This window comes from Nocardioides sp., assembly GCF_031397825.1.
GTDB lineage: Bacteria > Actinomycetota > Actinomycetes > Propionibacteriales > Nocardioidaceae > Nocardioides.
Window position 1 is genome coordinate 1 of record NZ_JANNML010000225.1, and the last position, 25,305, is coordinate 25,305.

The following is a 25,305-nucleotide window of genomic DNA, read 5'->3' on the forward strand; positions in this document are numbered from 1 at the left end:
CCTACGGCGAGCCGTCCGCGCCCGTCGCGGTCGGCACGGTCGCCGGTCGTGAGGTGGCCTTCCTCCCGCGGCACGGAGCCGGCCACGCTTTCCCGCCGCACCTGATCAACTACCGCGCCAACCTGTGGGCGCTGGCCTCGCTCGGCGTCCGCCAGGTGCTCGCCCCGTGCGCGGTCGGCGGGCTCCAGGAGTCGACGCCACCCGGAGCGCTGGTCGTCCCCGACCAGCTGGTCGACCGCACCACGGGTCGCGTGCAGACCTTCGTCGAGCGCGGGGCCGCCCACGCGCCCTTCGCCGACCCCTACTGCCCGTCGTTGCGCGACGCCCTGCTGCGTGCGGTCCCGGACGCGGTCGACGGTGGCGCGATGGTCGTGATCGAAGGTCCGAGGTTCTCCACCCGCGCCGAGTCCCAGTGGTACGCCGCCCAGGGCTGGTCGCTGGTCAACATGACCGGCCACCCCGAGGCGGTGCTCGCCCGCGAGCTGGGGCTCTGCTACGCCACGATCGCGCTCGTGACCGACCTCGACGCGGGGGTCGAGTCGGGGGAGGGGGTCGACCAGGCGGCGGTGTTCGCGATGTTCGCGGGCAACCTGCAGCGGCTCAAGGGCCACCTCGTCGAGGCGGTCGGACTGCTCCCGGAGCCCGCCCCGGACGCCTGCAGCGCGTGGCTCGACGACGTCGCGCCGGAGCACCGGCCGGGCTGACCGGCGGCTTCTGCCGACACGCCGGGACACGGTTCGCCAGTCGAACACGTGTTCGGGCTACGGTGGCCGGGAATCACCGACCGGCGGACCGACCCCCGACTTCTCCCCAGCCCGCGAGGGCCCACGGGAATCTGTCGGCGGGACTTCCTAGGGTCGCCAGTGACACAGAAAACCTGCTCCGCGCCGACGTTCGCGCGGACCTCCAGACGGGATGACAGCGATGGCAGTGGGAGACCGCGACAAGGCCCTCGACATGGCACTGGCCAACATCGAGAAGCAGTTCGGCAAGGGATCGGTGATGCGGCTCGGCGACGAGACCCGTGCACCGCTCGAAGTGATCCCGACGGGTTCGATCGCGCTCGACGTGGCCCTCGGGCTCGGCGGCCTCCCGCGCGGTCGCGTGGTGGAGATCTATGGCCCGGAGTCCTCCGGCAAGACGACGGTCGCGCTCCACGCGGTGGCCAACGCCCAGGCCGCCGGTGGCATCGTGGCCTTCATCGACGCCGAGCACGCGCTCGACCCCGACTACGCGCAGAACCTCGGCGTCGACACCGACGCGCTGCTGGTCTCGCAGCCCGACTCCGGTGAGCAGGCGCTCGAGATCGCCGACATGCTGATCCGCTCCGGCGCCCTCGACCTGATCGTCATCGACTCGGTCGCCGCGCTCGTGCCGCGCGCGGAGATCGAGGGCGAGATGGGCGACAGCCACGTCGGTCTCCAGGCCCGCCTGATGAGCCAGGCGCTGCGCAAGATGACCGGTGCGCTCAACAACTCGGGCACGACCGCGATCTTCATCAACCAGCTGCGCGAGAAGATCGGCGTCATGTTCGGCTCGCCGGAGACCACGACCGGTGGCCGGGCGCTGAAGTTCTACTCCTCGGTGCGCCTCGACGTGCGCCGCATCGAGACGCTCAAGGACGGCACCGACATGGTCGGCAACCGCACCCGCGTCAAGGTCGTCAAGAACAAGGTGGCCCCGCCGTTCAAGCAGGCCGAGTTCGACATCATGTACGGCAAGGGCATCAGCCGCGAGGGTGGCCTGATCGACGTCGGTGTCGAGGCGGGTCTGGTCCGCAAGGCCGGCGCTTGGTACACCTACGAGGGCGATCAGCTCGGCCAGGGCAAGGAGAACGCGCGCACCTTCCTGCACGACAACCCCGATCTCGCCAACGAGCTCGAGAAGCGCATCCTCGAGAAGCTCGGCATCGGCCCCACCGTCGACGCCCCCGCTGAGGCGCTCAGCGACGAGCCGATCGGCGTCGACTCCTTCTGATGTCCCTCGACGAGCACCGTCCCCCGCCCGCGTGGGCGGGGGACGTCTCGCTCGGCGTCGACGCCTGGACTCGCCGCGGTGCGTCGACTGATGCGGGTGAGCAGACACACGACCGTTCGGAGGTCGAGCCGGGCCACGACGGAGCCCGCGTCGAGACGCGCGGAGGGACCTCCGGACGCTCGTCCGGCGGTCGCCGGTCGGGTCGCCGCACAGCGAGCCGGACCACCCCGCCCCCCGAGGACGAGGCGACCCAGGTCCCGCACGCCGACCCCGAGACGGTGGCCCGCAAGATCCTGCTCGACCAGCTGACCGGCCAGCCCCGCACCCGTGGCGAGCTGCAGGCCAAGCTCGCCACAAAGCTGGTGCCCGACGACGTCGCGACCCGCCTCCTCGACCGCTTCGAGGAGGTTGGGCTGATCGATGACGAGGCGTTCGCGCGCCTGTGGATCGGCAGCCGCCAGCCCGGCAAGGGCCTGGCCCGCCGCGCCCTGGCGCAGGAGCTGCGTCGCAAGGGCGTCGACGACGAGGTCGCCCGCGAGGCACTGGACGAGATCGACCCCGCCGACGAGGAGCATGCCGCGCGCCTGCTGGTCCGCAAGAAGCTCCGCACCCTGTCCCGGGTCGACGACCAGACGGCCACGCGCCGCCTGGTCGGGATGCTCGCCCGCAAGGGCTACGCCTCCGGCATGGCCTTCGCCGTCGTCCGCGATGAGCTGCGCTCGGCCGACCGCGAGGGGCTCGAGGCTCCCGACGCCTGATCCCCACCTTGGGATGCCACAATCGCACCGTGGCTGACGAGCGCGAGATCCTGACCTACGAGCTGTTCGGCACCGCGGTGCGTGAGCTGGCCCAGCAGGTCGTTGACGACGGCTTCGAGCCGGACCTGATCCTCTCCATCGCCCGCGGTGGTCTGGGGCTCGGCATGGGCCTGGGCTACGCCCTCGGCGTCAAGAACCTGTCGGCGGTCAACGTCGAGTTCTACACCGGCGTCGACGCCCGCCTCGAGGTGCCGATCATGCTCCCGCCGACCCCGGCCGCGGTCGACCTGTCGGGGCTCAAGGTGCTGATCGCCGACGACGTCGCCGACACCGGCAAGACCCTCGAGATCGTGCGTGACTTCTGCGCCGACCACGTCGCCGAGGCGCGGGAGGCCGTCATCTACGAGAAGCCGTGGACAGTCGTCCACCCGGCCTACGTATGGCGACGCACCGAGCGCTGGATCGACTTCCCCTGGTCGAGCCAGCCTCCGGTCACCTCGGCGAGCGGTGCGGCACGATGACGTCCGTGAGCGCGCACCCACTCCTCCTGGCCGCTGGTCCGACCGGACCTGTCGACCTCACGAAGTTCGAGACCGACGCGGCCCCCGGCTTCGGCGGCTCCAAGGTCGACGGCCAGCAGGCTCTCCTCGACCTCGGCCCCGAGCTGGCCGAGCTCCAGGAACGGCTCTACGCCGACGGCAAGAGCGGTGGCACACGACGGGTGCTGCTGGTCCTCCAGGGCATGGACACCTCCGGCAAGGGCGGCGTGGTGCGCTCGGCCATCGGGCTCTTCGACCCGCAGGGCGTGCGGATCACCTCGTTCAAGGCACCCACCGAGGAGGAGCGTGCCCACGACTTCCTCTGGCGCATCCGCAACGCCGTCCCCGGTGCCGGCTACGTCGGGGTCTTCGACCGCTCCCACTACGAGGACGTGCTGATCGCCCGGGTCCGATCGCTGGCTCCGACCGAGGAGATCGAGCGACGCTACGGCGCCATCAACGACTTCGAGCGCGAGCTCACCGAGTCGGGCGTGACGATCCTCAAGTGCATGCTGCACATCTCCGCCGACGAGCAGGGGAAGCGACTCCTCGCGCGCCTCGACGACCCGAGCAAGCACTGGAAGTTCAACCCCGGCGACATCGATGAGCGCGCTGAGTGGGCCGCCTACCAGCAGGCCTACGAGGTCGCGCTGGAGCGCACCCACACCGACCACGCCCCGTGGCACGTCGTGCCGTCGGACAAGAAGTGGTTCCGCAACCTGGCCGTGGGCCAGCTGCTCCGCGACACCCTGCACGGGCTCGACCCGCAGTGGCCGGTCGCCGACTTCGACGTCGACGAGCAACGCCAGCGGCTGGCCGACCAGGGCCCGGTCGCGTGATCGAGACCGTCTGCGTCACCCGCTACATCACCCCGCTGCGCGAGGGCGGCAGCCTGCCTGGCGTCGTCGAGGCCGACGACCTCGGGACCTACGTCTGCAAGTTCCGCGGCGCGGGCCAGGGCATCCGCGTCCTGGTGTCCGAGGTGATCGTGGGCGAGCTGGCGCGCCGGATCGGTCTGGACACGCCCCGACTGGTGGCACTCGAGCTCGACGCCGACATCGCGCGCTACGAGGCCGACGAGGAGGTGCAGGACCTCCTCAACGCGAGCCCGGGTCTCAACCTGGGTGTCGACTTCCTGCCGGGTGCCTTCGGCTGGGACGGCGACGTGCCGACCACGGGCGAGGTGGCCGCGACCGTGCTGTGGCTGGACGCCTTCTGCGCCAACGTCGACCGCAGCTGGCGCAACCCCAACCTCCTGCGATGGCACGGCGACCTGTGGGTCATCGACCACGGAGCCGCGCTCTACTTCCACCACGCCTGGGCGGGTGGCGTCACCGACCCGGCCCGCTTCGCGATGCAGCCGTGGGACGCCTCCGACCATGTGCTGCTCGACCGCGTCGAGGGCCTCGGGGCCGTCGACGAACGGCTCTCCGCGCTGGTCACGCCCGCGCTGCTGACCGAGGTCGTGGCGCAGGTGCCCGACGCCTGGCTCGATCCCGCCGCCACCCCTGGCGTGGCCGACAGCGCCGAGCTGCGGGCGTCGTACGTCGAGTTCCTCATCGCGCGCCTCGAGACGCGCCAGTGGCTGCCGGAGCTGGCCGGCTGATGACCGAGCGTCTGGCCTACCAGTACGTCGTGCTGCGCTGCGTCCCGCGCGTCGAGCGCGAGGAGTTCGTCAACGTCGGGGTGGTCCTCTACTGCCACGCCACCGACTTCCTGGCGGCTGCCTGGCACGTGGACGCCGAGCGGCTGCGCGCCTTCGACCCCTTGGTCGACGTCGACCGGGTCTGCGACGCACTCGACTTCGTGGACGCCGTCTGCGCCGGCCGCGTGCGCGCCGGCGTCGTGGCCGGCAAGCCGACGACCCAGCGCTTCGGCTTCGTCAAGGCGCCGCGCAGCACCGTGCTCCAGCCCGGCCCGGTGCACGGCGGCGTCACCACCGACCCGTCACGCCAGCTCGAGCGCCTGATCCACCAGCTGGTCGGATAGCCGAGTCGGCGCTATGTTGCGCCAGAGGGCGCGAGTCGGCGCAATGTTGAACGCCGGGGCGTGAGTCGGCGCGATGCTGCAGCCACGCCCTGCAACATTGCGCCGACTCGGCGATCGATCTGACGGGCCGAGTGAGGTGCGCGGGTCGTGTGTCGCAGGCAGCGTCAGGGTGCCGCCTGGGGCCCACGACTCGTCAGGGGGTTCCATGACCCGGGCACCATGTTGGAGTCGTGTGCCGCCGAGCGTGCTGGAGCGCTGTCGCCGGCACACGACTGCAAGCCGAGTCGACGGTGCAGGTACTACTCCGAGTCGGCGCGATGTTGCAGGGGATCGATGCAACATTGCGCCGACTCGGCGATCGATCAGACGGGCACGAGCTCCACGGCGCCGACGGCGTAGCGGGCCAGGATCGTGCGGGCCACCTCCGGGTGCGCGCCGAGCGGTGCGGACACGGCCACGGCACCGGCCTCGACGGCAAGCTCGGCGGCCCGGTCGGCGAGGAAGCCGGGGGAGAGGAAGAGCGAGGCGACTGCGATGTGACGGCGGCCCTCGGCGCGGAAGGCACGCACGGCCTCGCCGGTGGCCGGGGGCGCGCTGGAGGCGTAGGCCGCGGTCACCGGGAGCTTGTGGTGGGTGCCCCAGAGCCGGGCGAGGCGTGCGACGGCCTGGTTGGCCAGCGGGTCGGTGGACCCGGCGGCGGCGAGCACCAGGGCATCGAGCTCACGCACGCGAGAGGTGCGCAGGGCCTCGCGCAGGCGCTCGTCGAGGACCTCGAGGAAGCAGGCCTCCAGGCCGAGGATCGCGGTGACCCGCACCTGCAGGCCCGGGTGCCGCTCGGTCGCGGACGTCACGGCGGCCGCCACGTCGGCGCCGGTCTGGAAGACGTCGGTGAGGTGCAGGGGCACGACGACGACCTCGTCGTAGCCCGCCTTCACCAGACGGTCGACGACGGTCTGGAAGTCCGGCTTGGACACGTCCAGGTAGGCCTTCTCGACGCGCAGGTCGGGCCGCATCGCCTTGACCTCCTGGACGAGGGCGGTGATGGTCTTGGCCGACCGCGGGTCACGACTTCCGTGAGCCAGAGCCACCAGTGCAGGAGCAGCCATCAGCGCGGCCTCCTCTCGTGAACGACAATTGCGTGGAGCCGACGACGCTGTCGGAAAGGGGTCGGACGTGGGATCGGGGAGCAATCATGAGTGGATCCCGCACTCGGTCTTGGTGGTGCCGGCCCAGCGCCCGCTGCGGGGGTCCTCACCGGGGGCGACACGACGCGTGCACGGCGCGCAGCCGATCGACGGGTAGCCGTCGTAGACCAGCGGGTTGACGAGCACGCCGTTCTCGGCGATGTACTGCTCGACCTGCTCGTCGCTCCAGCGCGCAAGCGGGGAGACCTTGACCTTGCCCTTCTTGGCGTCCCAGCCGATGACCGGGGCGATCACGCGGTTGTGGGTCTCCGCGCGCCGCAGGCCCGTGGCCCAGGCGTCGTAGTGGGACAGCGACTCGGCCAGCGGCTGCACCTTGCGCAGCTTGCAGCACAGGTCAGGGTCGGTCTTGTAGAGGTCCTTGCCGTAGGCCGCGTCCTGCTCGGCGACAGACTGGACCGGCGTGATGGTCAGGAGGGTGACGTCGAGCGTGGCCTCGACCGCGTCACGGGTGCCGATGGTCTCGACGAAGTGGTAGCCGGTGTCGAGGAAGACGACGTCGACGCCCGGCACCACCTTGGCGGCGAGGTGCGCCAGCACCGCGTCACCCATCGAGGAGGTGATGCAGAAGCGGTCGCCGAAGGTGGCGGCTGCCCACTCGATGATGTCCTCGGCCGGTGCCAGCTCGAGCTCGGCGCCCCAGTGGGACACCAGCTCACGCAGCTCCTCGGGGGAGCGGCCAGAGGTCTCGATCCCGCGGTGCGCGCGGGCGGCGGCGGTGGTCGCGGTGGTCATGCCTCGACCTCCCGTCGCAACATCCCGAGCATCGTCACGGTGAAGGCACGCTGGCACGACCGGCACTCCCACGCGCCCTTGACCGACGGGTCCGTGGCCTCGTGCGGCCACAGGTTGTCGTCTGCGCAGTAGGGGCAGTGGAAGGGCACAGCGCGCTCGTTGCTCATGTCGTGCTCAACACCTTGTCGCCCCGCAGCAATTCCTCGTCGGCGCGGGCGACCCACGTCGCGAAGCGCTCGCCCTCGGTGCGCTCGGCGAGGTAGTTGGTGACGACGGTGGTGACGTAGTCGTCGAGGCCGGCGCTGGTGACCTTGTGGGCGCGCAGCTTGCGGCCGAAGTTGGCCTCGAGCCCCGTGGCGCCACCGAGGTGCACCTGGAAGCCTTCCACCTGCTCGCCGTCCTGCATCACCAGCTGGCCCTTGAGACCGATGTCGGCGACCTGGGTGCGGGCACAGGCGTTGGGGCAGCCGTTGACGTTGATGGTGATCGGGGTGTCGAGGTCGGGGAAGCGCTTCTCGAGCTCTCCGACCAGCGCCCGGGCGCGCTCCTTGGTGTCGACGATCGCCAGCTTGCAGAACTCGATGCCGGTGCAGGCCATCGTGTTGCGACGCCACTGCGACGGGCGGGCCGACAGGCCGATCTCGTCCAGGCGGGCCACGAGCGGCTCGACCTTGTCCTGGTCCACGCCGATCAGCACGATCTTCTGGTACGGCGTCAGGCGGGCGCCGGCGACGCCGTACTCCTCGATCAGGTCGGCGAGCTGGACCAGCAGGGTTCCCGACACGCGGCCCGCGGTCGGGGCGATGCCGATGTAGGACTTGCCGTCCTTCTGGGGGTGCACGCCGATGTGGTCGCGGTGACCGACCGGGGTCTCGGGCGAGGGGTTGGAGACGAGCTCGCGTCCGAGGTACTCCTTCTCGAGGACCTCACGGAACTTCTCCACGCCCCAGTCGGCGACGAGGAACTTCAACCGCGCGCGCGAGCGCAGTCGGCGGTAGCCGTAGTCACGGAAGACCGAGGCGACACCGGCCCAGGCGTCGGCCACCTGGTCCAGGGGGATCCAGACGCCCATCTTGGCGGCGAGCATCGGGTTGGTGGACAGACCACCGCCGACCCAGAGGTCGAAGCCGGGACCGTGCTCGGGGTGCACGGTGCCGACGAAGGAGATGTCGTTGGTCTCCGGGGAGACGTCGTGGCTGGGGTGACCGGTCAGGGCGGTCTTGAACTTGCGCGGAAGGTTGGAGAACGCCGGGTCTCCGATGTAGCGGTCGAAGATCTCGTCGAGCGCCGAGGAGCCGTCGATGATCTCGTCCTCGGCCACGCCGGCGACGGGGGAGCCGAGGAACGGGCGCGGGGAGTCGCCGCAGGCCTCGAGGCTGCTCAGCCCGGCGGCGTCGAGCCGGTCCCAGATCTCAGGGACGTCCTCGACGCGGATCCAGTGGTACTGGATGTTCTCGCGGTCGGTGACGTCGGCGGTGTCGCGCGCGAAGTCGACCCCGATCTGACCCAGGGCACGCACGGCGTCGTGCGTCAGCAGGCGACCGTCGGAACGGACGCGGAGCATGAAGAACTCGGCGTCGAGCTCCTCCTCGGCGACGGTCGCGGTCTTGCCGCCGTCGAAGCCAGGTGCGCGCTGGGTGTAGAGGCCCATCCAGCGGAAACGGCCGCGCAGGTCAGCGGGGTCGATCGAGGCGAAGCCGCGCTTGGAGTAGATGTTGATGATGCGCGCACGGACGTTGAGCGGGTCGTCGTCCTTCTTGGACTGCTCGTTCTTGTTCAGCGGCTCGGTGTAGCCCAGGGACCACTGACCCTCGGCGCGCTTGGGGCGCGGGATCTCGGTGTGGGCGGGAGGCTGGGACTGGAAGCGCAGATCGGGCATGAGGGGGACGTGTCCTTCGCTGGGGCTTCGCGCGGCATGCGGCGCGGGCAGCTGGTCGGGGGGCGACGTGGTTCAGCGAGGCCAACACATCGCGCTGCGCGTGCGCCCGAAGTCCACGTGGCGTCGTACCACGAGGTAGGCGTGCGTCTCGGCGCTGATCATGTCAAGGAGTCTCACGGTTCGGACGTGGTGCCCACAAGGTGAAATCCCATGATGTGGATGGTGCGTCCAAAATGCGAGACGCAATCCGTCGCTGTCCCGCCTGGCTCCGCCGCCGGTGCGTCGCACGTCACATCTCCGGCGGCCCGCTGGTCCAGCGTCCGAGGATGATCGTCGGGTCCCGTTGCCGCAGCAGTAGTCTTGCCGTCATGGCCGACCTCACCGCCCTCACCAGCAGCGCCTACTCCCAAGCCCTCGAGGTCATCGCCTCGGTGGAGCCCCGCATCGCCGAGGCGACGCGACAGGAGCTGGCCGACCAGCGCAGCTCGCTCAAGCTGATCGCCAGCGAGAACTACGCCTCGCCCGCCGTCCTGCTGACGATGGGCACCTGGTTCAGCGACAAGTACGCCGAGGGCACGGTCGGCCACCGCTTCTACGCCGGTTGCCAGAACGTCGACACCGTGGAGGCGCTCGCCGCCGAGCACGCCCGGGAGCTGTTCGGTGCGGAGTACGCCTACGTCCAGCCCCACTCGGGCATCGACGCCAACCTGGTCGCCTTCTGGTCGATCCTGGCCCACCGGGTCGAGGCCCCTGCCCTGCAGAAGCTCGGCGCCAAGAACGTCAACGAGCTGACCGACGCCGACTGGGAGACGCTGCGCCACGAGCTGGGCAACCAGCGCCTGCTCGGCATGAGCCTCGACGCCGGTGGCCACCTGACCCACGGCTTCCGCCCCAACATCAGCGGCAAGATGTTCCACCAGCAGCAGTACGGCACCGACCCGGTGACCGGGCTGCTCGACTACGACAAGGTCGCCGCCAAGGCGCGTGAGTTCAAGCCGCTGATCCTGGTCGCCGGCTACTCCGCCTACCCGCGCCGGGTCGACTTCGCCAAGATGCGCGAGATCGCCGACGAGGTCGGCGCCACCTTGATGGTCGACATGGCCCACTTCGCGGGCTTGGTCGCCGGCAAGGTCTTCACCGGCGACGAGGACCCCGTCCCGCACGCCCACATCGTCACCTCGACCACCCACAAGAGCCTGCGCGGTCCGCGCGGCGGCATCGTGCTGGCGACCGAGGAGTACGCCCCCTCGGTCGACCGTGGGTGCCCGATGGTGCTCGGCGGCCCGCTCTCGCACGTCATGGCCGCCAAGGCCGTGGCGTTCGCCGAGGCGCGCCAGGACTCCTTCAAGACCTACGCCCAGCAGGTCGCCGACAACGCCAAGTCGCTTGCCGAGGGCTTCATGAAGCGCGGCGCCAAGCTCGTCACCGACGGCACCGACAACCACATCGTGCTGGTCGACGTGTCCGGCTTCGGCCTCACCGGCCGTCAGGCCGAGTCGGCGCTGCTCGACGCCGGCATCGTCACCAACCGCAACTCCGTGCCCGCCGACCCCAACGGCGCCTGGTACACCTCCGGCATCCGCCTCGGCACCCCCGCGCTCACCACCCGCGGCTTCGGCCACGACGAGTTCGACACCGTCGCCGAGCTGATCGTGCACGTCCTCCAGAACGCCGAGGCCGGCACCACCAAGGCCGGCGGCCCCTCCAAGGCGTCCTACACGCTGCCCGAGGGCCTGGCCGACAAGGTCAAGGACGCGTCCGCCGAGATGCTCGACAAGCACCCGCTCTACCCCGGTCTCGACCTGGCCTGAGGCCTGGGGCCTGAGGCCTGAGGCCTCAGGCTGCTGGCTGCGTCGCGTCCAGCAGGTCGAGACTGAGGCGCGCCAGGGCGGCGCGACGCGCGAGCTGCGCTGGAGGCATCGCCTCTCGTCCGGGAAGTGTGGAGATCCCCGCGAAGATGAAGAGCTGAAGCGCGTGGGCCCGCCGTACGACGGCGCGGTCGACGCTCACGCCCTCGTCCGTCAGCCCGCGGGTGTAGGCCGTCACGCAGGCGTCGTCGACCCCCTCCAGGTCGTCCGGTCCGTCGCCGAGCTGGGTCTCACCCGCTATCAGCTGCCCCAGGTCGAAGGCGATCGGCTGGGTCATGAAGAAGCCGAAGTCGATGAGGATGAGATCGTCCTCGTTGCTGCCGGGCAACAGGTTGTTGGGGCTCGCGTCTCCGTGGGCGCTCGCCCGAGGCAGTGCCACGAGCTCGTCCACCATCGCGTCCAGGCGACCCACGCTGTCGTTCAGGCGCACGCGCAGCTCGTCGCCGAAGGCCTCGGCGACCCCGGGCACCTGCCAGGCGTCCGCCCCGCGGAGCGACGGCACCACGTCGAAGCGCAGGCGGCCCTCGAGGTAGACGCGGGGCGACCAGTCGAAGCAGCCGACCTCGGCGCGGGCCGCGACCGCCCGGTTGCCCGCCAGCCGTCCCAGCAGGTAGGCCGCGCGCTCATAGCGGTGTGGGGTCCAGGCGACCGTCGAGTGCTCGACCTCGGGGAGCCAGATCGCCGCCGCGTCCTGAGCGAGGTCGAAGACCCCGAGCGCGCGCGGCATGGAGAGGCCCGCGGGGAGGTGCTCGTGCAGGTCCGAGCGGTAGACGAGCGGCTCGATCCGCCACGGCACGCCGGCCGCTGCCAGCTCCCGGACCTCGTCGGGCACGTCGGCGAAGAGGGGCGAGTGGCGCCACGACTGCACCTGCTTGACGAAGATCCGCCACGGCTCCACGCCGTCCGGGGTGCGCGCGGTGCCCGAGACCCAGTGCCGTGCCGTCGTGGTGATCGACGGCAGGTCGTAGGCGACGCGGTCCACGTCGACGCGCAGGAGGTCGACGACTGGATGACCGAGGAGGTCGGCCACCATCGCGGCCAGCGTCTCGTCGTCCACCGAGCCCGGTCCGAGGGAGGTGGTCAAGCCGCTTGACGACATGTCCGCGATGGTAAAGTTGCTTTATGGTCAGCGTCAAGAGCGAGATTCCCGCGGCGGAGCGCCACGTCGCCGTGCTCGTGGGCGGTCTGATGCTCGAGGTGCGCGAGGGGTTCCCGCCAGACGAGTGGGAGGGCCTGCGTCAGTCGCACTTCCGGGTGATCGCGTCGGTCCCGGTCGAGGGGGTCAGCGTCACCGAGCTCGCCGATCGGGTGCGGATGACCAAGCAGGGCTGCGGACAGTTCGTCGACCAGCTGGTCTCCAGCGGGCACCTGACGCGCGAGCCGAGTCTGGAGGACGGTCGCGTCCGTCTCGTGCGCCGCACAGGGCTGGGGGAGCAGAACGTCCGAGACGTCACCCGGCGGATGGAGGAGATCGAGGACCGCTGGCGCGACCTCGTCGGGGTTCGCCGCTACGCCACCTTCCGACGGGTCCTCGAGGAGATCGCGACCCGGTCCGACGACGCCTAGACCCAGCGGTACTCCATCTCCGGCCGCCCGGAGGAGCCGTAGCGCGGTCGCCGCTCGGCGGAGCCGGTGTCGGCGAGGTGCTCGAGGTAGCGCCGCACGGTGACGCGGGACGCCCCGACCACGCCGGCGACCTCGCTGGCCGACAGGGCAGCGTCCCCGTCGCGCAGCGCCGCCGTCACCTGGCGCATCGTCTCGGCGCTCATCCCCTTGGGCAGCGCGCCGCCGGCCACCGGTCGCAGCGAGCCGAACATCCGGTCGACCTCGTCCTGGACCACCTCGGCATCGGCGGAGGCGAGCTGGTCGCGGTAGGCGGCGTACTGCTCGAGCTTGGCCTTGAACGTCGCGAACGTGAAGGGCTTGAGCAGGTAGAGCACGACGCCCTGCGTGACCGCGTGCCGGACGACGTCGGTGTCGCGCGCCGACGTCACCGCGATCACGTCGCACAGGTGACCGGCCGCGCGGAGGCGTTGGAGCAGACCGAGGCCGTGCCCGTCGGGCAGGTGCATGTCGAGCAGGACCAGGTCGACCGAGCGGTCGGCGGACAGGAAGCGAGCCGCCTCGCCAGCCGAGCGGGCGGTTCCGGCGACCTCGAAGCCGTCGATCCGGCCCACGTAGACCGCGTGCGCCTCCGCGGCCAGCGCCTCGTCCTCGACGATCAGCACCCGGGTCGTCACGACGACACCGCTCGAGCGGCCCGCAGGGTCACCGCGAACTCCGCGCCGCCGAGGTCGGAGCGACCCACGCTCACCGCGCCACCGTGGCTCTTGGCCACCTGCCCGACCAGCGCGAGGCCGACCCCGCGACCGGCGCCGCGGCCACCGGGGTCACCGGCGGACGCCTTGGTCGACCACCCGCGCTCGAGCGCACGCGCCGCGTCCTCCTCCGAGAGTCCCGGACCGCTGTCACCGACCACGATGCGTACGGCGTCCCCGGCCAGCTCGAGCCGCACCCCGACCCGCCGCACGGACCGTTCGACGACCGCGTCGAAGGCGTTGTCGACGAGGTTGCCGAGCACGGTGACGAGGTCACGCGCGGGCACGTCGACGCCCTCGGGCAGCTCGCCGGTGATGGTCAGGTCGATGCCGCGCTCCACCGCCTCGGAGGTCTTGCCGAGCAGCAGCGCGGCGACGACCGGGTCGCCCACCGCCCCGACCACCCGGTCGGTCAGCAGCTGGGCGATCTGGAGCTCCTCGGTCGCGAAGTCGACGGCCTCCCCGGCCCGGCCCATCTCGATCAGGGACACGATCGTGTGCAGCCGGTTGGCGGCCTCGTGGGTCTGCGAGCGCAGCGACTCGGTCAGCCCGCGCACGACGTCGAGCTCACCGGTCACCGCGCGCAGCTCGGTGTGGTCGCGCAGCGTCACGACGGCACCCACGGCGCGGCCCTCCCACGCAGCGGGCGCCGACGACACCAGGAGCAGCCGGTCGCCGGCGAGGTAGAGGTCGTCGGACTGGGTCGTGCGACCCTGGGCCGCGAGCACCAGTCCCGGCGCGAGGCCGAGGTCGTCGAAGCGGCGCCCGATCACGTTCTCGGGCAGGACGAGCAGCCGCCGGGCCTCGTCGTTGACCAGCTGCACGCGCCCTTCCTGGTCGAGCAGCAGCAGCCCCTCGCGCACGGCGTGCAGCACTGCTGAGTAGTACTCGTACATCCGGGTCATCTCGCGCTCGCCCATCCCGTGGGTCTGGCGCTTCAGCCGACGACTGACCAACCAGGCCCCGAGCAACCCGGCCAGCAGGACGAGCAGCGCGGAGACGGCGATCAGGACCAGGTCGTCGCGCAGGGACCGGTTGATCGCGACGATGGTGATCCCGACCGCGACCAGCGCCACGACGGTGCCGTCGTCGTCACGTATCGGCACGACCGCTCGCATGGAGGGACCGAGCTTGCCGGCGTACTCCTGGGTGAAGGTGCGCCCCTGCGGAGCGTCTCCGACATCGCCGATGAACGGTTTGCCGATGTTGGCGGGATCGGGGTGGCTGTAGCGGATCAGCTCCAGCGACATCACGGTGATGAAGTCGACCTCGGCGTCGGCGCGCACCCGCTCGGCGTAGGGCTGGATGGTCGCGCTCGGCTCGGGCGTCGACAGCGCTGCGACGAGGGTGGGCGAGTCGGCCAGCGTGCTCGCGACGCCGATGGCGCGCTCGGTGGCGGTGGCCCGCGCGTCGCGGCGGGCGTCGACGACGGCCAGCGCCAGTGAGGTGACGACGAGGACCAGCACGACCAGCACCTGCAGCAGCAGCACCTGGCGCGCGACCGAGGGCTCGCGTCGTTCCACGTCGCGCATTGTGCCGCACGGCCCGCGACGGACCTGGCGCACGAGCCCTGTGAACACAACGACCACAACGGTGACCGGGGTCACAAGTCCCGTGACAGTGGTCACGTGCCGGGCTCTTGGTCCCGGAAGACCTTGGAGGACACATGAGCAGCACACCCGACATCGCGCAGGCCGACACCGCTCGGCCCCAGCGCGACAAGAGCCACTACCTCTACGTCGGCGTCATCGTCGCCGTCGTCGCCGGCATCACGACCGGCCTGGTGTTCCCCGACGTCGGGGTCTCCCTCAAGCCGCTCGGCACGGGCTTCGTCAGCCTGATCACGATGATGATCCAGCCGATCATCTTCTGCACGATCGTCCTGGGCGTCGGCTCGGTCGCCTCTGCGGCCAAGATCGGCAAGCTCGGCGGGCTCGCGCTGGGCTACTTCATCACCCTCTCGACCTTCGCCCTCGCGATCGGCATGGTCGTCGGCAACTTCCTGCACCCCGGTGAGGGCCTCGCACTCACCGACGACATCGCTGCCGCCGGGCAGGCCAAGGCAGCCGAGGGCGCGGAGGGCAAGGAGAGCACGGTCGACTTCCTCCTCGGCATCGTGCCCGACTCGCTGCTCTCCGGCCTCACGTCCGGCGAGGTGCTCCAGACGCTCTTCATCGCGCTGCTCATCGGCTTCGCCCTCCAGCGCATGGGCAAGGCCGGGCAGCCCGTCCTCACCGGCATCGGCCACGTCCAGCGCCTGGTCTTCAGGGTCCTCGCGATGATCATGTGGGCAGCCCCCGTCGGAGCCTTCGGCGCCATGGCGTTCGTCGCCGGCGCCGGTGGCCTCGAGGCGCTCAAGAGCCTGGCGGTGCTGATGATCGGCTTCTACATCACCTGTGCCGTCTTCGTCTTCGTCATCCTCGGCACGATCCTCAAGGTGACGACCGGCATCAACGTCTTCTCGCTCCTGCGCTACCTCGGCCGCGAGTTCCTCCTGATCCTCGCCACCTCCTCCTCCGAGTCGGCCCTGCCCCGCCTGATCGCCAAGATGGAGCACGCCGGCGTCGACAGGACCACGGTCGGAGTCGTCGTCCCGACGGGCTACTCGTTCAATCTCGACGGCACCGCGATCTACCTCACGATGGCCTCGCTGTTCGTCGCCCAGGCACTGGGTGACCCGCTGTCGATCGGCGAGCAGATCTCGCTGCTGATCTTCATGATGATCGCCTCGAAGGGTGCTGCCGGCGTGACCGGCGCCGGCATCGCGGTCCTCGCCGGTGGCCTGAGCTCGCACCGCCCCGACCTGGTCGACGGCGTCGGCTTCATCGTCGGCATCGACCGCTTCATGTCCGAGGCCCGCGCGCTGACCAACTTCGCCGGCAACTCGGTCGCCACGGTCGTCATCGGTCAGTGGACCGGTGGCCTCGACAAGGCCCAGATGGACCGGGTGCTCAGCGGCGCCGACCCGTTCGACGAGGCCACGATGGTCGACGACCACGCTGGCGACCCGGCCGAGGCCGCGCCGGCCCAGGACGTCGACCAGGTCCCCGCCATGCAGGCGCGCGAGACCACGCGCGTCTGACGCCCTCGGGAAAGTGTCCCGCACTTTCCGGCCGCTGGTCAGACCACCGGCGTCGTACGCTCCACGACCGCGCGCAGGTCGCCGCCGTCGAGGGTGCCGAAGACCCCGTCGTAGGACGTGCCCAGGCGCGAGGCGCAGAAGATGTCGGCCACCTCGGGCGGGGCGAAGCGGACCAGCAGCGAGCCCTGCAGGCACAGCGCCATCCGCGAGGCGAGCCGCCTGGCGGACACCTCGAGCGACGCGGTGTCGCCGAGCAGCGCGAGCGTGTCGTCGATCGCCTTGTCGAGGCGGGCGTCGTTGCCGCGGGCCAGGCCGACCTCGGTGATCCACGCGTCGAGCACCTCGGGCTCGCGCCCCAGCGCGCGCAGCACGTCGAGCGCGTTGACGTTGCCCGAGCCCTCCCACACGGAGTTGAGCGGCGCCTCGCGGTAGAGCAGCGGCATCACCGACTCCTCGACATAGCCGTTGCCGCCCAGGCACTCCAGCGCTTCCGCCACGTGCATCGGCGTGCGCTTGCAGACCCAGAACTTCGCGAGCGGCAGCGCGATCCGTCGCAGGGCCGCCTCGTGGGCCTGGTCCACGCCGTCCACAGCGGCAGCGAGCCGCATCGCCAGCGCGGTGGCGGCCTCCGACTCCACGGCCAGGTCGGCGACGACGTTCTGCATGAGCGGCTTGTCGGCCAGCAGCGAGCCGAAGGCCGAGCGGTGCGCGACGTGCCACGACGCCTCGGAGACCGCGCGGCGCATGAGCGAGGCCGAGCCGAGCACGCAGTCGAGCCGGGTCGCGGCGACCATCTCGATGATCGTGCGCACGCCGCGGCCCTCGTCGCCGAGACGGAAGGCGAGCGTGCCGTCGAACTCCAGCTCCGACGAGGCGTTGGAGCGGTTGCCGAGCTTGTCCTTGAGCCGCACCACGTCGAGGGCGTTGCGCGTCCCGTCCGGCAGCACCCGCGGCAGCACGAAGCAGGTGACGCCGCCAGCCGTCTGCGCCAGCACCAGGAACATGTCGTTCATGGGTGCGGAGGTGAACCACTTGTGCCCGTGCAGGGTGTACTCACCCTCCACCGACGTCGGCCGCGCCACCGTCAGGTTGGCGCGCACGTCGGAGCCGCCCTGCTTCTCGGTCATCCCCATGCCGACCAGCGCGCCACGCTTCTCGGCGACCGGCCGCAGGCCCGGGTCGTAGGTCGTCGAGGCCAGCAGAGGCGTCCACTCCTTGGCGATCGCGTCGTCCGCACGCAGCGCCGGCACGGCGGCGTACGTCATCGAGATCGGGCACCCGTGTCCCGGCTCGGTGTGCGACCAGGCCATGAAGCCGGCCGCGCGCCTGACGTGGGCGTGCGGCGTGCCCGCGTCCTGCTGCTCCCACGGCGTCGCCGCGAGCCCGTGCCCCACGGCCCGCTCCATCAGCCAGTGCCAGGAGGGGTGGAAGGCGACCTCGTCGATCCGGTTCCCATAGCGGTCGTACGCCGTGAGCTCGGGATGGTGGGCGTTGGCGAGCTGGCCGTGTTCCCTGGCCTCCGCCGTGCCGGCCATCCGTCCGATCGCGCTGATGTCGTCGAGCACCTCGGCCGAGCCGTGACGCAGCACGGCCTCGCTCAGGGCGCGGTCGGCGGTCACGACGTCGTGGCCCACCAGGGGCGGTGCCTGGTTGGTCGTGACGCGGACCTGACGTCGGGTGGGAGCAGCGGCCTGTGCTGGCGGGTTCGAGGGTGCCATGCGTCTACCGTAGGGCCCATGACGGCGGAGACTCAGGGGACCGCCGCGTCCGATCGGACGTGGGCGGCGGGTCGCCCCTTCGCCGACACCCTGTGGCGCCTCGTCGTGACGACCGTCGGCGCCTGCATGCGCTACCGCGTGACCGGTCTGGCGGCCGAGGCGGCGTTCTTCGCCGTGCTCTCCGTGCCACCGCTGGTCTTCGCCCTCGCCGGCGCGGTCGGCTATGTCTCCGACCGCTTCTCCGCCGCCCAGGTGGAGGAGGTGCGGCAGGCCGTCATCGACCTGTCGGCGTCGTTCCTCACCGAGAGCGCGGTCAACCAGGTGATCGTCAAGACCATCGACGATGTGCTGGAGGGCGGGCGCTTCGACGTGATCTCGCTCGGGTTCATCCTGGCGCTGTGGTCGGGCTCGCGAGCGCTCAACGTCTTCGTCGACACCATCACGATCATGCACGGGCTCGGTGGGCACCGCGGGATCATCAAGACCCGAGCGCTCTCCTTCGTGCTCTACATCATGGCGATGATCACCGGCGCGATCTCGATCCCGCTGGTCGTGGCCGGTCCCCAGCTCGTCGACAGGGCGCTGCCGTCGCGCTTCGACTTCGTCCTCAACTTCTACTGGCCGATCGTCGTGGTGCTGTGCATCTGCTTCCTCGCGACGCTCTACCACGTGTCCGTCCCCGTGCGGACCAACTGGAGCTTCAACCTCCCGGGCGCGACGTTCTCCCTCGTCGCCTGGATCCTCGGCTCCTACCTGCTGCGCTGGATCCTCACCGTCACCGCGGCCGACTCCAAGTCGATCTACGGCCCGCTCGCAGCGCCCATCGCGGTGCTGCTGTGGCTCTACGTCCTGGCCCTCGCCGTGCTCATCGGTGCGGCCGTCAACGCCGCGTTCGACACCGTCTTCCCGCAGAAGACGACCGCCAGCGCACGGGTCGAGCTGATGAACCGGCTGCGCCACCGCATCGGCAAGGACCGGGCCTGATCGGCACGCGCGGGAGCGTCCACTAGATTCGGCGCGTGCAGGACATGACGAGCGACCAGGGCGGCAGTGCCTTCCGCGGCAAGATCGCCCTCCCGGACGTCGTTCGCTCACCCTGGTGGGAGCTGGGCCGTCGTCTGTTGGCCGCCCTCGCGATCCTCGTCGGCACCGTCCTGCTGGTCTACCTGGACCGCAAGGGCTACGTCGACGGCAACGACCCCACCAACACGATCAGCTTCACCGACGCGATCTACTACACGACCGTCACCCTGAGCACGACCGGCTACGGCGACATCGCGCCAGTCACGGACGGTGCGCGGATGGTCAACGCGTTCGTCATCACCCCCGCCCGCATCGCCTTCCTCGTCCTGTTGATCGGCACCACCCTCGAGGTGCTGGCGTCGCAGGGCCGGGACATGCTCCGGGTCTCTCGTTGGAGGAAGAAGATGGGCCACCACGTCGTCGTCATCGGCTACGGCACCAAGGGGCGCAGCGCCGTCGAGACGCTCGTCAACAACGGGCTCGACCGGGAGGAGGTCGTCATCGTCGACCCGAGCTCGGTCGCCCTCGCCGACGCGCACGCCGACGGACTGGCAGTCGTCTCCGGCGACGCCACCCGGCGCGAGGTGCTCCGCCGGGCGGGCGTCGCGGAGGCCGACCAGATCATCATCACCACCAACCGCGACGACTCCAACGTCCTCGCCGCGCTCACCGTGCGTCAGCTCAACCCCGACGCCTGGATCGTCGCGGCGGTCAAGGAGCAGGAGAACGCGCCCCTGATGCGTCAGTCGGGCGCCAACTCCGTGATCACCTCCTCCGACGCGGTCGGTCGCCTGCTCGGTCTCTCCTCGCTCTCGCCGACCCTCGGCTCGGTGATGGAGGACCTCCTGACCTACGGCGAGGGCCTCGAGGTCGCCGAGCGCGACCTGCTGGTCGGGGAGGTGGGCAAGCAACCCCAGTCGCTGCCCGACCAGGTCATCTCGGTCGTGCGCGACGAGAAGGTCTACCGCTACTTCGACCCCGTGGTCACCCAGCTGGCGCGCGGTGACCGACTGGTCGTCGTACGTCCCGCCAAGGAGCTGCCGTGGGCGCCGCGCCCCGGCACCCACAACGAGGACTTCGCGACCGACGAGGACTAGGCGGGCTTCGAACACCTGTTCGATCATGTGAGACGATCGGAGCATGGCGGGCGGGTGGAGCAAGCAGGGGAGCGGCATCCCGCTGTCGGAGCGCGTGCGGGCCGGTGAGCAGGGTCCGGCGGTCCCCTCGCTGCCGGCTCCGCTCGAGGGCGAGACCTGTCCCGCGCGGCACTGCTGGGTCGCCGACGCCGTCGACCGGCACGGTGAGAAGCGACCCGGGCTGCTGGTCGAGTGGCGCCAGGGAGGCGCGGGCTGGGAGGGCCGCGTGGTCTACGCCGCCCGGCTGCGCCCCGACGGCTGGCTGCTGGTCGAGGAGTGGGTGCCGGCCGCGCTGCTCGCGCCAGCCTGACGCCCCGGGTGCGAGGACGTGAAAGGCGCCAGGCCGTGATCCTTGCGGACCACGGCCTGGCTGGGACTCGTGATCCTGGGGGGATAGGTCCACGAGGCCTGCCTCGAGCGTGACATAGCTGTGGGGGTATCTCAAGTCTGCGCAGCGCGCGCCGACGAGTTTCCCGGAAATAGACCGAACCGCTGGAGTCTCGGGTCACCAGCGGTTCGGTGACTGAAGAATACGGGGGCGGGCCCCCTGGTCAAAGGCTTTCCGGGCCAGCCGGCCAGAAATGGTCATTTATGACTAGGCGCCTGGTCATGCCGAGTGCCGGCGGTCCCGTGTGCAGTCCCTCCCGATAGGGCTGCGTGAGCCCGGCCGCTGGGACCGCCGGCACTCTCAGGTCTACCCCACCCGGGGGGGACGGCGCTTCATCCCGCCAGGTGACGCTCGAGCTCGGCGATGAAGCCGGGCACGTCCTGGAGCGTCAGGGTGGCGCCGGGATGCTTGATGATCGTGGTCGGGTCGATGCCCGCGACCGGCGTCGCGAAGCTCACGCAGGCCGCGTCGTCCCCGTTGGTGGTGAAGCTGATGCCGCGGTCGCTGAAGGACAGGTGGGGCGGCCCGGCCGTCTTCAGCCAGCCGAAGCCGCCCGTGCGCTCCACGCCGGTCACGTTGGTCAGTGGGGTGCGCAGCGACCACGGTCCGTAGCGGACCGCCAGGTGCGCGTCGTCGAGGTCGACCCAGGCCGTGCGGGGCGTGATGGCGAAGAGCAGCGCCGGCGCGCGGTAGGCGACGGCGAAGGCGAAGCGGTGGCGGGTCATGGCCCGAGCGTAGGCCGGCGGGGGCGCTGAGAACTTCTGCCGGTGCTTGAGGTTTGAACCATCACGAGGGGGACAGGCTCCCTGAAGACGATGACCGCCGGCCCGCCTACTGGAATTAGGCGGAGCGGCGGTCGCGGTCGTCTGCGACGAAGAGTGCGAGTGGTCCAATGGTCACCCGACCCGTCCGATCCAACGAGCAGATCCTAGACGTTCAGCTCAACCGCGGTCATGTGAATCCACAGTTTCTTCACGCCTCGGCGGCTAGGTCCTCGACGGGCGCACCGCTGCGCATGGCCCAGGCGACGGCCTGGCTGCGACGGGTCAGCCCGAGCTTGCGGTAGCCGGTGCGGATGTAGGTCTTGACCGAGTTGATGCTCAGGTAGAGCCGCTCGGCGATCTCCTTGTTGCTGAGGCCCTGGGCGATCAGCCCGATCACGTCGGCCTCCCGCACCGAGAGCCCGGCGTCCTGCCCCAACCACGCGGTCGTGGGGGAGGCGTAGGCCGCCCGACCGTGGTGCACCGCCTGGACCGCCGCGATGAGCTCCTCGACGGTGGCGCTCATCGAGACGCAGACGACCGCGCCGCGCGCGATCGCCCGCGTCCCCAGGTCGGGACGCAGGTCGCGGCCGAGGGCGACGACGCCCTTGCTCGAGGCCACGAGCCTCTCGAGCTCGGAGCTGTCGCCAGCGGCCAGACCGATGACGTCGTAGATGACGGCGTCGATGCCGGATCGGACGGTCGGGCTGACGATCACCTGGTCATCGTGTCGGGAGAGCATCGCGGTGACGCCACCACGAATGAGCTCCTGGGTGCTGATCACGGCGACACCCACGGGAGGTGGAACCACGCGCACGAGTATGACGAAAGGCCCCCGGGCCGAGCAAGATGACGTGTCCCCTGTCCGGTCAGGCTGCGATGGCCCTGACGCGTCCGGAGAAGATCCGGGGAGCAGGCAGCCAGTCGTCCTGCGTCGCCTCGCCGCTGGCGGCGACGAGGTGGAACGAGACGCCGAACGACCGCACGCCCCGGTTGATGCACAGCGGGTTGAAGGCGAGACGGGCCTGGGTGCCGTCGATCGCGGCGTTGAGCCGTCCGCAGGTCAGGGGCAGCTCCGCCCCGGTCGCTGTCCAGCTCTTCATCCGGTAGCCGCGGAACTCCGAGCTCACGGCCCCGAAGTAGGCGATCTCGGGGGTGGCGTCGGTGTCGGTGTTGATGTGGAAGACCACCTGGCTACCGGCGACGAGACCGTCCGGGACCGCGACCGACACGGTCGCACGGCGGCCCTGCTCGGGGGCGGACCGCACGATCATCCGGGTCGCGTCGACGACCTGGGTGTCACGGTCGCCACGGTCGTTGACGAGGCGCTTGGTCGGGAGCGCGGCTCGCGCGTCGGGCTGGGCGCCGGCCTGGGCGCCGGCCTGGGCACTCGCCTGGGCACTCGCCGAGGGGGCAGGGGCCAGGACGAGCGCCACGGCAGCGAGCGCGGTGGCGAGCGCGGTGGCCAGCCCTGTGGCCAGCGGCGTGGTCAGTGCGGTGCGGTAGGTCATGGCAGTCCTTCCGAGACCGTTCCACCCTAGGCCTCTCGCGTCGCTGCCGCGGCCGGGGCTCAGCCCAGGCTGCTGGTGTCGATCACGAAGCGGTAGCGCACGTCGGAGGCCAGCACCCCCTCGTAGGCCACGGTGTGGATGTCGCAGTGGCAGATCCGGGCGTACTGGATCTCGATGAGGACGTCGTTGGCGTTGACGCACATGGGTGCGCTCCTCGGGGTCGGGGTCAGTTCTTCGTGGAGTCCCGGATCTCGTCGGCGAGCCGACGGGCCTGGGCTGTCAGCTGCTCGGCGAGGTCGTCGTCGCCCCCGCGTTCGGCGTGCCGACAGGCCCGTTGCTGCCAGGCACGCCACCCGCGCAGCGTGCTGGCCGGCAGCCCCGTCAGGGCGGCCGCCTCCTTGATCGTGCAGCTGCGGTGGGTGGTCCGTGAGGTCACGACGACAACGCTAGGAGGGATCGTCGTCCGGGGGTGTCGGGACAGCGAGTGCAGGTCTACGTTGGAGGGGAAGCGGCTCGGCACTTCCTGACGAGAGGAGTTCCGATGTTGAAGGAGAGCGTGGTCGTCGCCAACGTCCCGGCGTCCGACCTGGGGCGTGCTCGACGCTTCTATGCCGATGTGCTCGGCCTCGAGCCGACCCACGAGGGCCCGGGGGGTCTGACCTACGAGATGGGTGGCGGCGCGAGCTTCTGCCTCTACGAGACGGAGTTCGCCGGCAGGTCCGGGCACACGGTCGCGAAGTGGCAGGTGGTCGACGTTTCCGCCGAGGTGAAGGCGTTGCGCGAGCGCGGTCTGGAGTTCGAGCACTACGACATCCCGGGCGTCGCCTGGGACGGCGATGTGGCCATGATCGAGGGCCTGGGACACGCGGCCTGGTTCACCGACAGCGAGGGCAACATCATGTGCATCGACGACGCCACGACGGGATAAGCGACGCCGAAACCCCGATCCAGCCACTCATGCTCTATCGTTGTTCCTGTTGAAGGGACGACTCTGCAAGCCGTCCTGGCCGCACACGATGCGCGGCCTGTATCTCGTACTCCTGGTTTTCGGTTCGCTGGACATCAGCACAGATGGATGTCTTCAGCGGCACGTAGGCACACTGCCTGCGGCACACGAACAAGGGAAACGATCATGGCTCAGGGCACCGTCAAGTGGTTCAACGCCGAAAAGGGTTTCGGCTTCATCGCGCAGGCTGACGGCGGCGAGGACGTCTTCGTCCACTTCTCCGCCATCCAGACCAGCGGTTACAAGTCGCTCGACGAGAACCAGAAGGTCGAGTTCGACCTCGCCCAGGGCCCCAAGGGTCCCCAGGCTGAGAACGTCCGCGTCTCCTGATCTCACTCGAGGGGCCCCGACCGCAGCTGCGGTCGGGGCCCCGCGTGCATCTCCGCTGACCGGCGCTGGTCGCTCAGTCGTCGATCTGGGCGGCCCCGCGCTGCTGCAACGCCGCGAGCCCGTCTCTCATGGCCTGCACCTTCTCGGTCGAGTGCCCCACCCAGTCGACGAGCTCGCCCACGATGCGCAGCGGCTCGCGGCTGCGGAAGGACTGGGTCGGGTTGCCGGGGAACTTCCGGTCCGTGACGTTGAGGTCGTCCTCGAAGCCCCCGGTCGGCTCGACGACGTAGATGCGGCCTCGGCCCTCACCCGCCGCCAGCTCGGCACCCCAGGTCGCGGCGTCGAGGGTCGCGGTGAAGTAGATGTAGGTCATCACCCGGCCCGCCTCGACGTTGGACTCCCGGCCCGGCACCAGCAGGTCGCCGACCGCGAGGTCGGCTCGGGTGCCGTGCAGGTAGACCCCGTCCTCGTGGACCTCGAAGGGGACCGGCTCTCCTGACGTGGTCATGCGCCGACCCTAGTCATCGGCGATGACCGTGGGGGGTCAGTCGTCGCCGCACCACGCGCCGCCGTAGCGTGGGGGAGGCTGTCACCTCGTAGCCGGCCTCGAGGAAGACCTGCACCAGCCCGACCGACGCCTCGTCCCAGATCACGGTCTTGCCCGGCGCGGGCTCGATCGGATACCCCTCCAGGACGTGCGCGCCGACCTGCCGGCCGTAGTCGACGGTGGCGGCGGCGAGCTCGTAGGTCAGCCCTGACTGGCGCCATCCCTTGCGGACGACGAAGCAGGTCACCGACCACACGCCGGCCAGGTCGGGGTCCAGACGCATCCAGGGCTGCTTGCGGCTCCAGATCCGGGGGTAGTCCGCCCGCGGCTCCACCGCCACCCACCCGGCCGGCTCGCCGTCGACGTAGCCGATCAGCCCGGACGTCGGGCGCTCCGTGCCGCAGGCGGTCTGCTCGACCAGGGCGGCATCTCGCTGCTCCTGGGTGGTGTCACGCCAGATCCAGCCCGGCACCTTCAGGGCCTGGCACCGGCACTTGCGGGCGCCACTGGTCTCGAAGACCGCCTCGACGTCCTCGGC

30 protein-coding genes are annotated in these 25,305 nt (G+C 70.5%); 15 read left to right on the top strand and 15 right to left on the bottom strand.

The features are described from left to right. The 7 genes from RMN98_RS18695 to RMN98_RS18725 form a co-directional block, all read left to right on the top strand. A partial coding sequence (locus RMN98_RS18695) for an S-methyl-5'-thioadenosine phosphorylase (protein WP_309650326.1) occupies positions 1 to 704 on the top strand: 704 nt, incomplete at its 5' end. Between the two features lie 220 nt (positions 705 to 924). Next, entirely contained in the window at positions 925 to 1,977 is a 1,053-nt protein-coding gene (gene recA / locus RMN98_RS18700) for a recombinase RecA (protein ID WP_309650327.1), read from the top strand. Beyond that, positions 1,977 to 2,735 (top strand): regulatory protein RecX, encoded by a 759-nt coding sequence (locus tag RMN98_RS18705; RefSeq protein ID WP_309650328.1) that lies wholly within the window; start codon positions 1,977 to 1,979, stop codon positions 2,733 to 2,735. Before recA ends, RMN98_RS18705 begins: the two co-directional genes overlap by 1 nt. A 29-nt stretch (positions 2,736 to 2,764) precedes the next feature. Continuing rightward, a complete protein-coding gene (locus tag RMN98_RS18710) occupies positions 2,765 to 3,256 on the top strand; it encodes a phosphoribosyltransferase family protein (RefSeq protein WP_309650329.1) in 492 nt (163 codons plus the stop codon). A 5-nt stretch (positions 3,257 to 3,261) separates the two neighbouring features. Further along, positions 3,262 to 4,113 carry a polyphosphate kinase 2 family protein gene (locus RMN98_RS18715; protein ID WP_309650330.1) on the top strand — a complete coding sequence of 284 codons (852 nt, stop codon included), beginning with the start codon at positions 3,262 to 3,264 and terminating at the stop codon, positions 4,111 to 4,113. Continuing rightward, a complete protein-coding gene (locus RMN98_RS18720; protein ID WP_309650331.1) occupies positions 4,110 to 4,880 on the top strand; it encodes a HipA family kinase in 771 nt (256 codons plus the stop codon). Before RMN98_RS18715 ends, RMN98_RS18720 begins: the two co-directional genes overlap by 4 nt. Beyond that, positions 4,880 to 5,263 (top strand): DUF3037 domain-containing protein, encoded by a 384-nt coding sequence (locus RMN98_RS18725; protein ID WP_309650332.1) that lies wholly within the window; start codon positions 4,880 to 4,882, stop codon positions 5,261 to 5,263. The genes RMN98_RS18720 and RMN98_RS18725 overlap by 1 nt, the downstream gene beginning before the upstream one ends. 362 nt (positions 5,264 to 5,625) lie before the next feature. On the opposite strand, the gene RMN98_RS18730 is transcribed toward RMN98_RS18725, so the two are convergent. From RMN98_RS18730 to RMN98_RS18745, 4 genes are all read right to left on the bottom strand, one after another. Beyond that, the gene (locus RMN98_RS18730; RefSeq protein WP_309650333.1) at positions 5,626 to 6,369 is read right to left on the bottom strand and encodes a sirohydrochlorin chelatase; all 744 of its coding nucleotides are present in this window, start codon (positions 6,367 to 6,369) and stop codon (positions 5,626 to 5,628) included. An 84-nt stretch (positions 6,370 to 6,453) separates the two neighbouring features. Continuing rightward, positions 6,454 to 7,200 carry a phosphoadenylyl-sulfate reductase gene (locus RMN98_RS18735; protein ID WP_309650334.1) on the bottom strand — a complete coding sequence of 249 codons (747 nt, stop codon included), beginning with the start codon at positions 7,198 to 7,200 and terminating at the stop codon, positions 6,454 to 6,456. Next, entirely contained in the window at positions 7,197 to 7,367 is a 171-nt protein-coding gene (locus tag RMN98_RS18740) for a hypothetical protein (RefSeq protein WP_309650335.1), read from the bottom strand. Before RMN98_RS18740 ends, RMN98_RS18735 begins: the two co-directional genes overlap by 4 nt. After that, on the bottom strand, positions 7,364 to 9,079 hold the full coding sequence (locus RMN98_RS18745) for a nitrite/sulfite reductase (protein ID WP_309650336.1): 1,716 nt from the start codon (positions 9,077 to 9,079) through the stop codon (positions 7,364 to 7,366). The genes RMN98_RS18740 and RMN98_RS18745 overlap by 4 nt, the downstream gene beginning before the upstream one ends. 368 nt (positions 9,080 to 9,447) lie before the next feature. Here RMN98_RS18745 and RMN98_RS18750 point away from each other — a divergent pair, with 368 nt between their 5' ends. After that, complete coding sequence (locus tag RMN98_RS18750) at positions 9,448 to 10,890, top strand: glycine hydroxymethyltransferase (RefSeq protein WP_309650337.1); 1,443 nt, start codon at positions 9,448 to 9,450, stop codon at positions 10,888 to 10,890. Positions 10,891 to 10,915: 25 nt separating this feature from the next. On the opposite strand, the gene RMN98_RS18755 is transcribed toward RMN98_RS18750, so the two are convergent. Beyond that, a complete protein-coding gene (locus tag RMN98_RS18755; RefSeq protein ID WP_309650338.1) occupies positions 10,916 to 12,046 on the bottom strand; it encodes a phosphotransferase in 1,131 nt (376 codons plus the stop codon). A 23-nt stretch (positions 12,047 to 12,069) separates the two neighbouring features. On the opposite strand from RMN98_RS18755, the gene RMN98_RS18760 reads away from it, so the two are divergent. Next, positions 12,070 to 12,513: a MarR family transcriptional regulator gene (locus tag RMN98_RS18760; RefSeq protein ID WP_309650339.1), complete on the top strand. Its 444-nt coding sequence runs from the start codon at positions 12,070 to 12,072 to the stop codon at positions 12,511 to 12,513. On the opposite strand, the gene RMN98_RS18765 is transcribed toward RMN98_RS18760, so the two are convergent. Then, positions 12,510 to 13,187, bottom strand: coding sequence for a response regulator (locus tag RMN98_RS18765; protein ID WP_309650340.1), 678 nt, complete (start codon positions 13,185 to 13,187; stop codon positions 12,510 to 12,512). The genes RMN98_RS18760 and RMN98_RS18765 overlap by 4 nt on opposite strands. Beyond that, positions 13,184 to 14,788 carry a sensor histidine kinase gene (locus RMN98_RS18770; RefSeq protein ID WP_309650341.1) on the bottom strand — a complete coding sequence of 535 codons (1,605 nt, stop codon included), beginning with the start codon at positions 14,786 to 14,788 and terminating at the stop codon, positions 13,184 to 13,186. Before RMN98_RS18770 ends, RMN98_RS18765 begins: the two co-directional genes overlap by 4 nt. 143 nt (positions 14,789 to 14,931) lie before the next feature. On the opposite strand from RMN98_RS18770, the gene RMN98_RS18775 reads away from it, so the two are divergent. Beyond that, positions 14,932 to 16,347 (top strand): cation:dicarboxylate symporter family transporter, encoded by a 1,416-nt coding sequence (locus RMN98_RS18775; protein WP_309650342.1) that lies wholly within the window; start codon positions 14,932 to 14,934, stop codon positions 16,345 to 16,347. Between the two features lie 38 nt (positions 16,348 to 16,385). Here RMN98_RS18775 and RMN98_RS18780 read toward each other — a convergent pair whose 3' ends face one another. Further along, positions 16,386 to 18,065: an acyl-CoA dehydrogenase family protein gene (locus RMN98_RS18780; RefSeq protein WP_309650343.1), complete on the bottom strand. Its 1,680-nt coding sequence runs from the start codon at positions 18,063 to 18,065 to the stop codon at positions 16,386 to 16,388. 18 nt (positions 18,066 to 18,083) lie between these two features. On the opposite strand from RMN98_RS18780, the gene RMN98_RS18785 reads away from it, so the two are divergent. From RMN98_RS18785 to RMN98_RS18795, 3 genes are read left to right on the top strand one after another with little or no spacing between them, the layout of a single operon-like run. Then, entirely contained in the window at positions 18,084 to 19,049 is a 966-nt protein-coding gene (locus RMN98_RS18785; protein WP_309650344.1) for a YihY/virulence factor BrkB family protein, read from the top strand. Positions 19,050 to 19,093: 44 nt separating this feature from the next. After that, positions 19,094 to 20,185 (top strand): NAD-binding protein, encoded by a 1,092-nt coding sequence (locus tag RMN98_RS18790; protein WP_309650354.1) that lies wholly within the window; start codon positions 19,094 to 19,096, stop codon positions 20,183 to 20,185. Between the two features lie 43 nt (positions 20,186 to 20,228). Continuing rightward, the gene (locus tag RMN98_RS18795) at positions 20,229 to 20,534 is read left to right on the top strand and encodes a hypothetical protein (protein WP_309650345.1); all 306 of its coding nucleotides are present in this window, start codon (positions 20,229 to 20,231) and stop codon (positions 20,532 to 20,534) included. 410 nt (positions 20,535 to 20,944) lie between these two features. Here RMN98_RS18795 and RMN98_RS18800 read toward each other — a convergent pair whose 3' ends face one another. From RMN98_RS18800 to RMN98_RS18820, 5 genes are all read right to left on the bottom strand, one after another. Then, on the bottom strand, positions 20,945 to 21,337 hold the full coding sequence (locus tag RMN98_RS18800) for a hypothetical protein (RefSeq protein WP_309650346.1): 393 nt from the start codon (positions 21,335 to 21,337) through the stop codon (positions 20,945 to 20,947). A gap of 247 nt (positions 21,338 to 21,584) precedes the next feature. Continuing rightward, positions 21,585 to 22,184, bottom strand: a complete 600-nt coding sequence (locus RMN98_RS18805; RefSeq protein ID WP_309650347.1) for a response regulator transcription factor — start codon at positions 22,182 to 22,184, stop codon at positions 21,585 to 21,587. 58 nt (positions 22,185 to 22,242) lie between these two features. Further along, positions 22,243 to 22,884, bottom strand: a complete 642-nt coding sequence (locus tag RMN98_RS18810) for a hypothetical protein (RefSeq protein ID WP_309650348.1) — start codon at positions 22,882 to 22,884, stop codon at positions 22,243 to 22,245. 59 nt (positions 22,885 to 22,943) lie between these two features. Continuing rightward, positions 22,944 to 23,087 carry a hypothetical protein gene (locus RMN98_RS18815; protein WP_309650349.1) on the bottom strand — a complete coding sequence of 48 codons (144 nt, stop codon included), beginning with the start codon at positions 23,085 to 23,087 and terminating at the stop codon, positions 22,944 to 22,946. 23 nt (positions 23,088 to 23,110) lie between these two features. Beyond that, a complete protein-coding gene (locus RMN98_RS18820; protein ID WP_309650350.1) occupies positions 23,111 to 23,320 on the bottom strand; it encodes a hypothetical protein in 210 nt (69 codons plus the stop codon). A 105-nt stretch (positions 23,321 to 23,425) separates the two neighbouring features. Here RMN98_RS18820 and RMN98_RS18825 point away from each other — a divergent pair, with 105 nt between their 5' ends. Both RMN98_RS18825 and RMN98_RS18830 read left to right on the top strand, forming a co-directional pair. Further along, positions 23,426 to 23,812: a VOC family protein gene (locus RMN98_RS18825; RefSeq protein WP_309650351.1), complete on the top strand. Its 387-nt coding sequence runs from the start codon at positions 23,426 to 23,428 to the stop codon at positions 23,810 to 23,812. Positions 23,813 to 24,016: 204 nt separating this feature from the next. Continuing rightward, entirely contained in the window at positions 24,017 to 24,220 is a 204-nt protein-coding gene (locus RMN98_RS18830) for a cold-shock protein (RefSeq protein WP_091117245.1), read from the top strand. Positions 24,221 to 24,293: 73 nt separating this feature from the next. Here RMN98_RS18830 and arr read toward each other — a convergent pair whose 3' ends face one another. Both arr and RMN98_RS18840 read right to left on the bottom strand, forming a co-directional pair. Next, positions 24,294 to 24,728, bottom strand: a complete 435-nt coding sequence (gene arr, locus RMN98_RS18835) for an NAD(+)--rifampin ADP-ribosyltransferase (RefSeq protein WP_309650352.1) — start codon at positions 24,726 to 24,728, stop codon at positions 24,294 to 24,296. Positions 24,729 to 24,741: 13 nt separating this feature from the next. Then, on the bottom strand, positions 24,742 to 25,305 hold a 564-nt coding region (locus tag RMN98_RS18840; RefSeq protein ID WP_309650353.1), incomplete at its 5' end, for a GNAT family N-acetyltransferase.

Excerpts from the sequence above, each read along its gene's own strand:
- recA (WP_309650327.1), top strand. The coding sequence starts at position 925 with ATGGCAGTGGGAGACCGCGACAAGGCCCTCGACATGGCACTGGCCAAC.
- RMN98_RS18705 (WP_309650328.1), top strand. The coding sequence starts at position 1,977 with ATGTCCCTCGACGAGCACCGTCCCCCGCCCGCGTGGGCGGGGGACGTC.
- RMN98_RS18725 (WP_309650332.1), top strand. The coding sequence starts at position 4,880 with ATGACCGAGCGTCTGGCCTACCAGTACGTCGTGCTGCGCTGCGTCCCG.
- RMN98_RS18730 (WP_309650333.1), bottom strand. The coding sequence starts at position 6,369 with ATGGCTGCTCCTGCACTGGTGGCTCTGGCTCACGGAAGTCGTGACCCG.
- RMN98_RS18735 (WP_309650334.1), bottom strand. The coding sequence starts at position 7,200 with ATGACCACCGCGACCACCGCCGCCGCCCGCGCGCACCGCGGGATCGAG.
- RMN98_RS18740 (WP_309650335.1), bottom strand. The coding sequence starts at position 7,367 with ATGAGCAACGAGCGCGCTGTGCCCTTCCACTGCCCCTACTGCGCAGAC.
- RMN98_RS18745 (WP_309650336.1), bottom strand. The coding sequence starts at position 9,079 with ATGCCCGATCTGCGCTTCCAGTCCCAGCCTCCCGCCCACACCGAGATC.
- RMN98_RS18750 (WP_309650337.1), top strand. The coding sequence starts at position 9,448 with ATGGCCGACCTCACCGCCCTCACCAGCAGCGCCTACTCCCAAGCCCTC.
- RMN98_RS18755 (WP_309650338.1), bottom strand. The coding sequence starts at position 12,046 with ATGTCGTCAAGCGGCTTGACCACCTCCCTCGGACCGGGCTCGGTGGAC.
- RMN98_RS18760 (WP_309650339.1), top strand. The coding sequence starts at position 12,070 with ATGGTCAGCGTCAAGAGCGAGATTCCCGCGGCGGAGCGCCACGTCGCC.
- RMN98_RS18775 (WP_309650342.1), top strand. The coding sequence starts at position 14,932 with ATGAGCAGCACACCCGACATCGCGCAGGCCGACACCGCTCGGCCCCAG.
- RMN98_RS18780 (WP_309650343.1), bottom strand. The coding sequence starts at position 18,065 with ATGGCACCCTCGAACCCGCCAGCACAGGCCGCTGCTCCCACCCGACGT.
- RMN98_RS18785 (WP_309650344.1), top strand. The coding sequence starts at position 18,084 with ATGACGGCGGAGACTCAGGGGACCGCCGCGTCCGATCGGACGTGGGCG.
- RMN98_RS18790 (WP_309650354.1), top strand. The coding sequence starts at position 19,094 with ATGACGAGCGACCAGGGCGGCAGTGCCTTCCGCGGCAAGATCGCCCTC.
- RMN98_RS18795 (WP_309650345.1), top strand. The coding sequence starts at position 20,229 with ATGGCGGGCGGGTGGAGCAAGCAGGGGAGCGGCATCCCGCTGTCGGAG.
- RMN98_RS18800 (WP_309650346.1), bottom strand. The coding sequence starts at position 21,337 with ATGACCCGCCACCGCTTCGCCTTCGCCGTCGCCTACCGCGCGCCGGCG.
- RMN98_RS18810 (WP_309650348.1), bottom strand. The coding sequence starts at position 22,884 with ATGACCTACCGCACCGCACTGACCACGCCGCTGGCCACAGGGCTGGCC.
- RMN98_RS18815 (WP_309650349.1), bottom strand. The coding sequence starts at position 23,087 with ATGTGCGTCAACGCCAACGACGTCCTCATCGAGATCCAGTACGCCCGG.
- RMN98_RS18825 (WP_309650351.1), top strand. The coding sequence starts at position 23,426 with ATGTTGAAGGAGAGCGTGGTCGTCGCCAACGTCCCGGCGTCCGACCTG.
- RMN98_RS18830 (WP_091117245.1), top strand. The coding sequence starts at position 24,017 with ATGGCTCAGGGCACCGTCAAGTGGTTCAACGCCGAAAAGGGTTTCGGC.
- arr (WP_309650352.1), bottom strand. The coding sequence starts at position 24,728 with ATGACCACGTCAGGAGAGCCGGTCCCCTTCGAGGTCCACGAGGACGGG.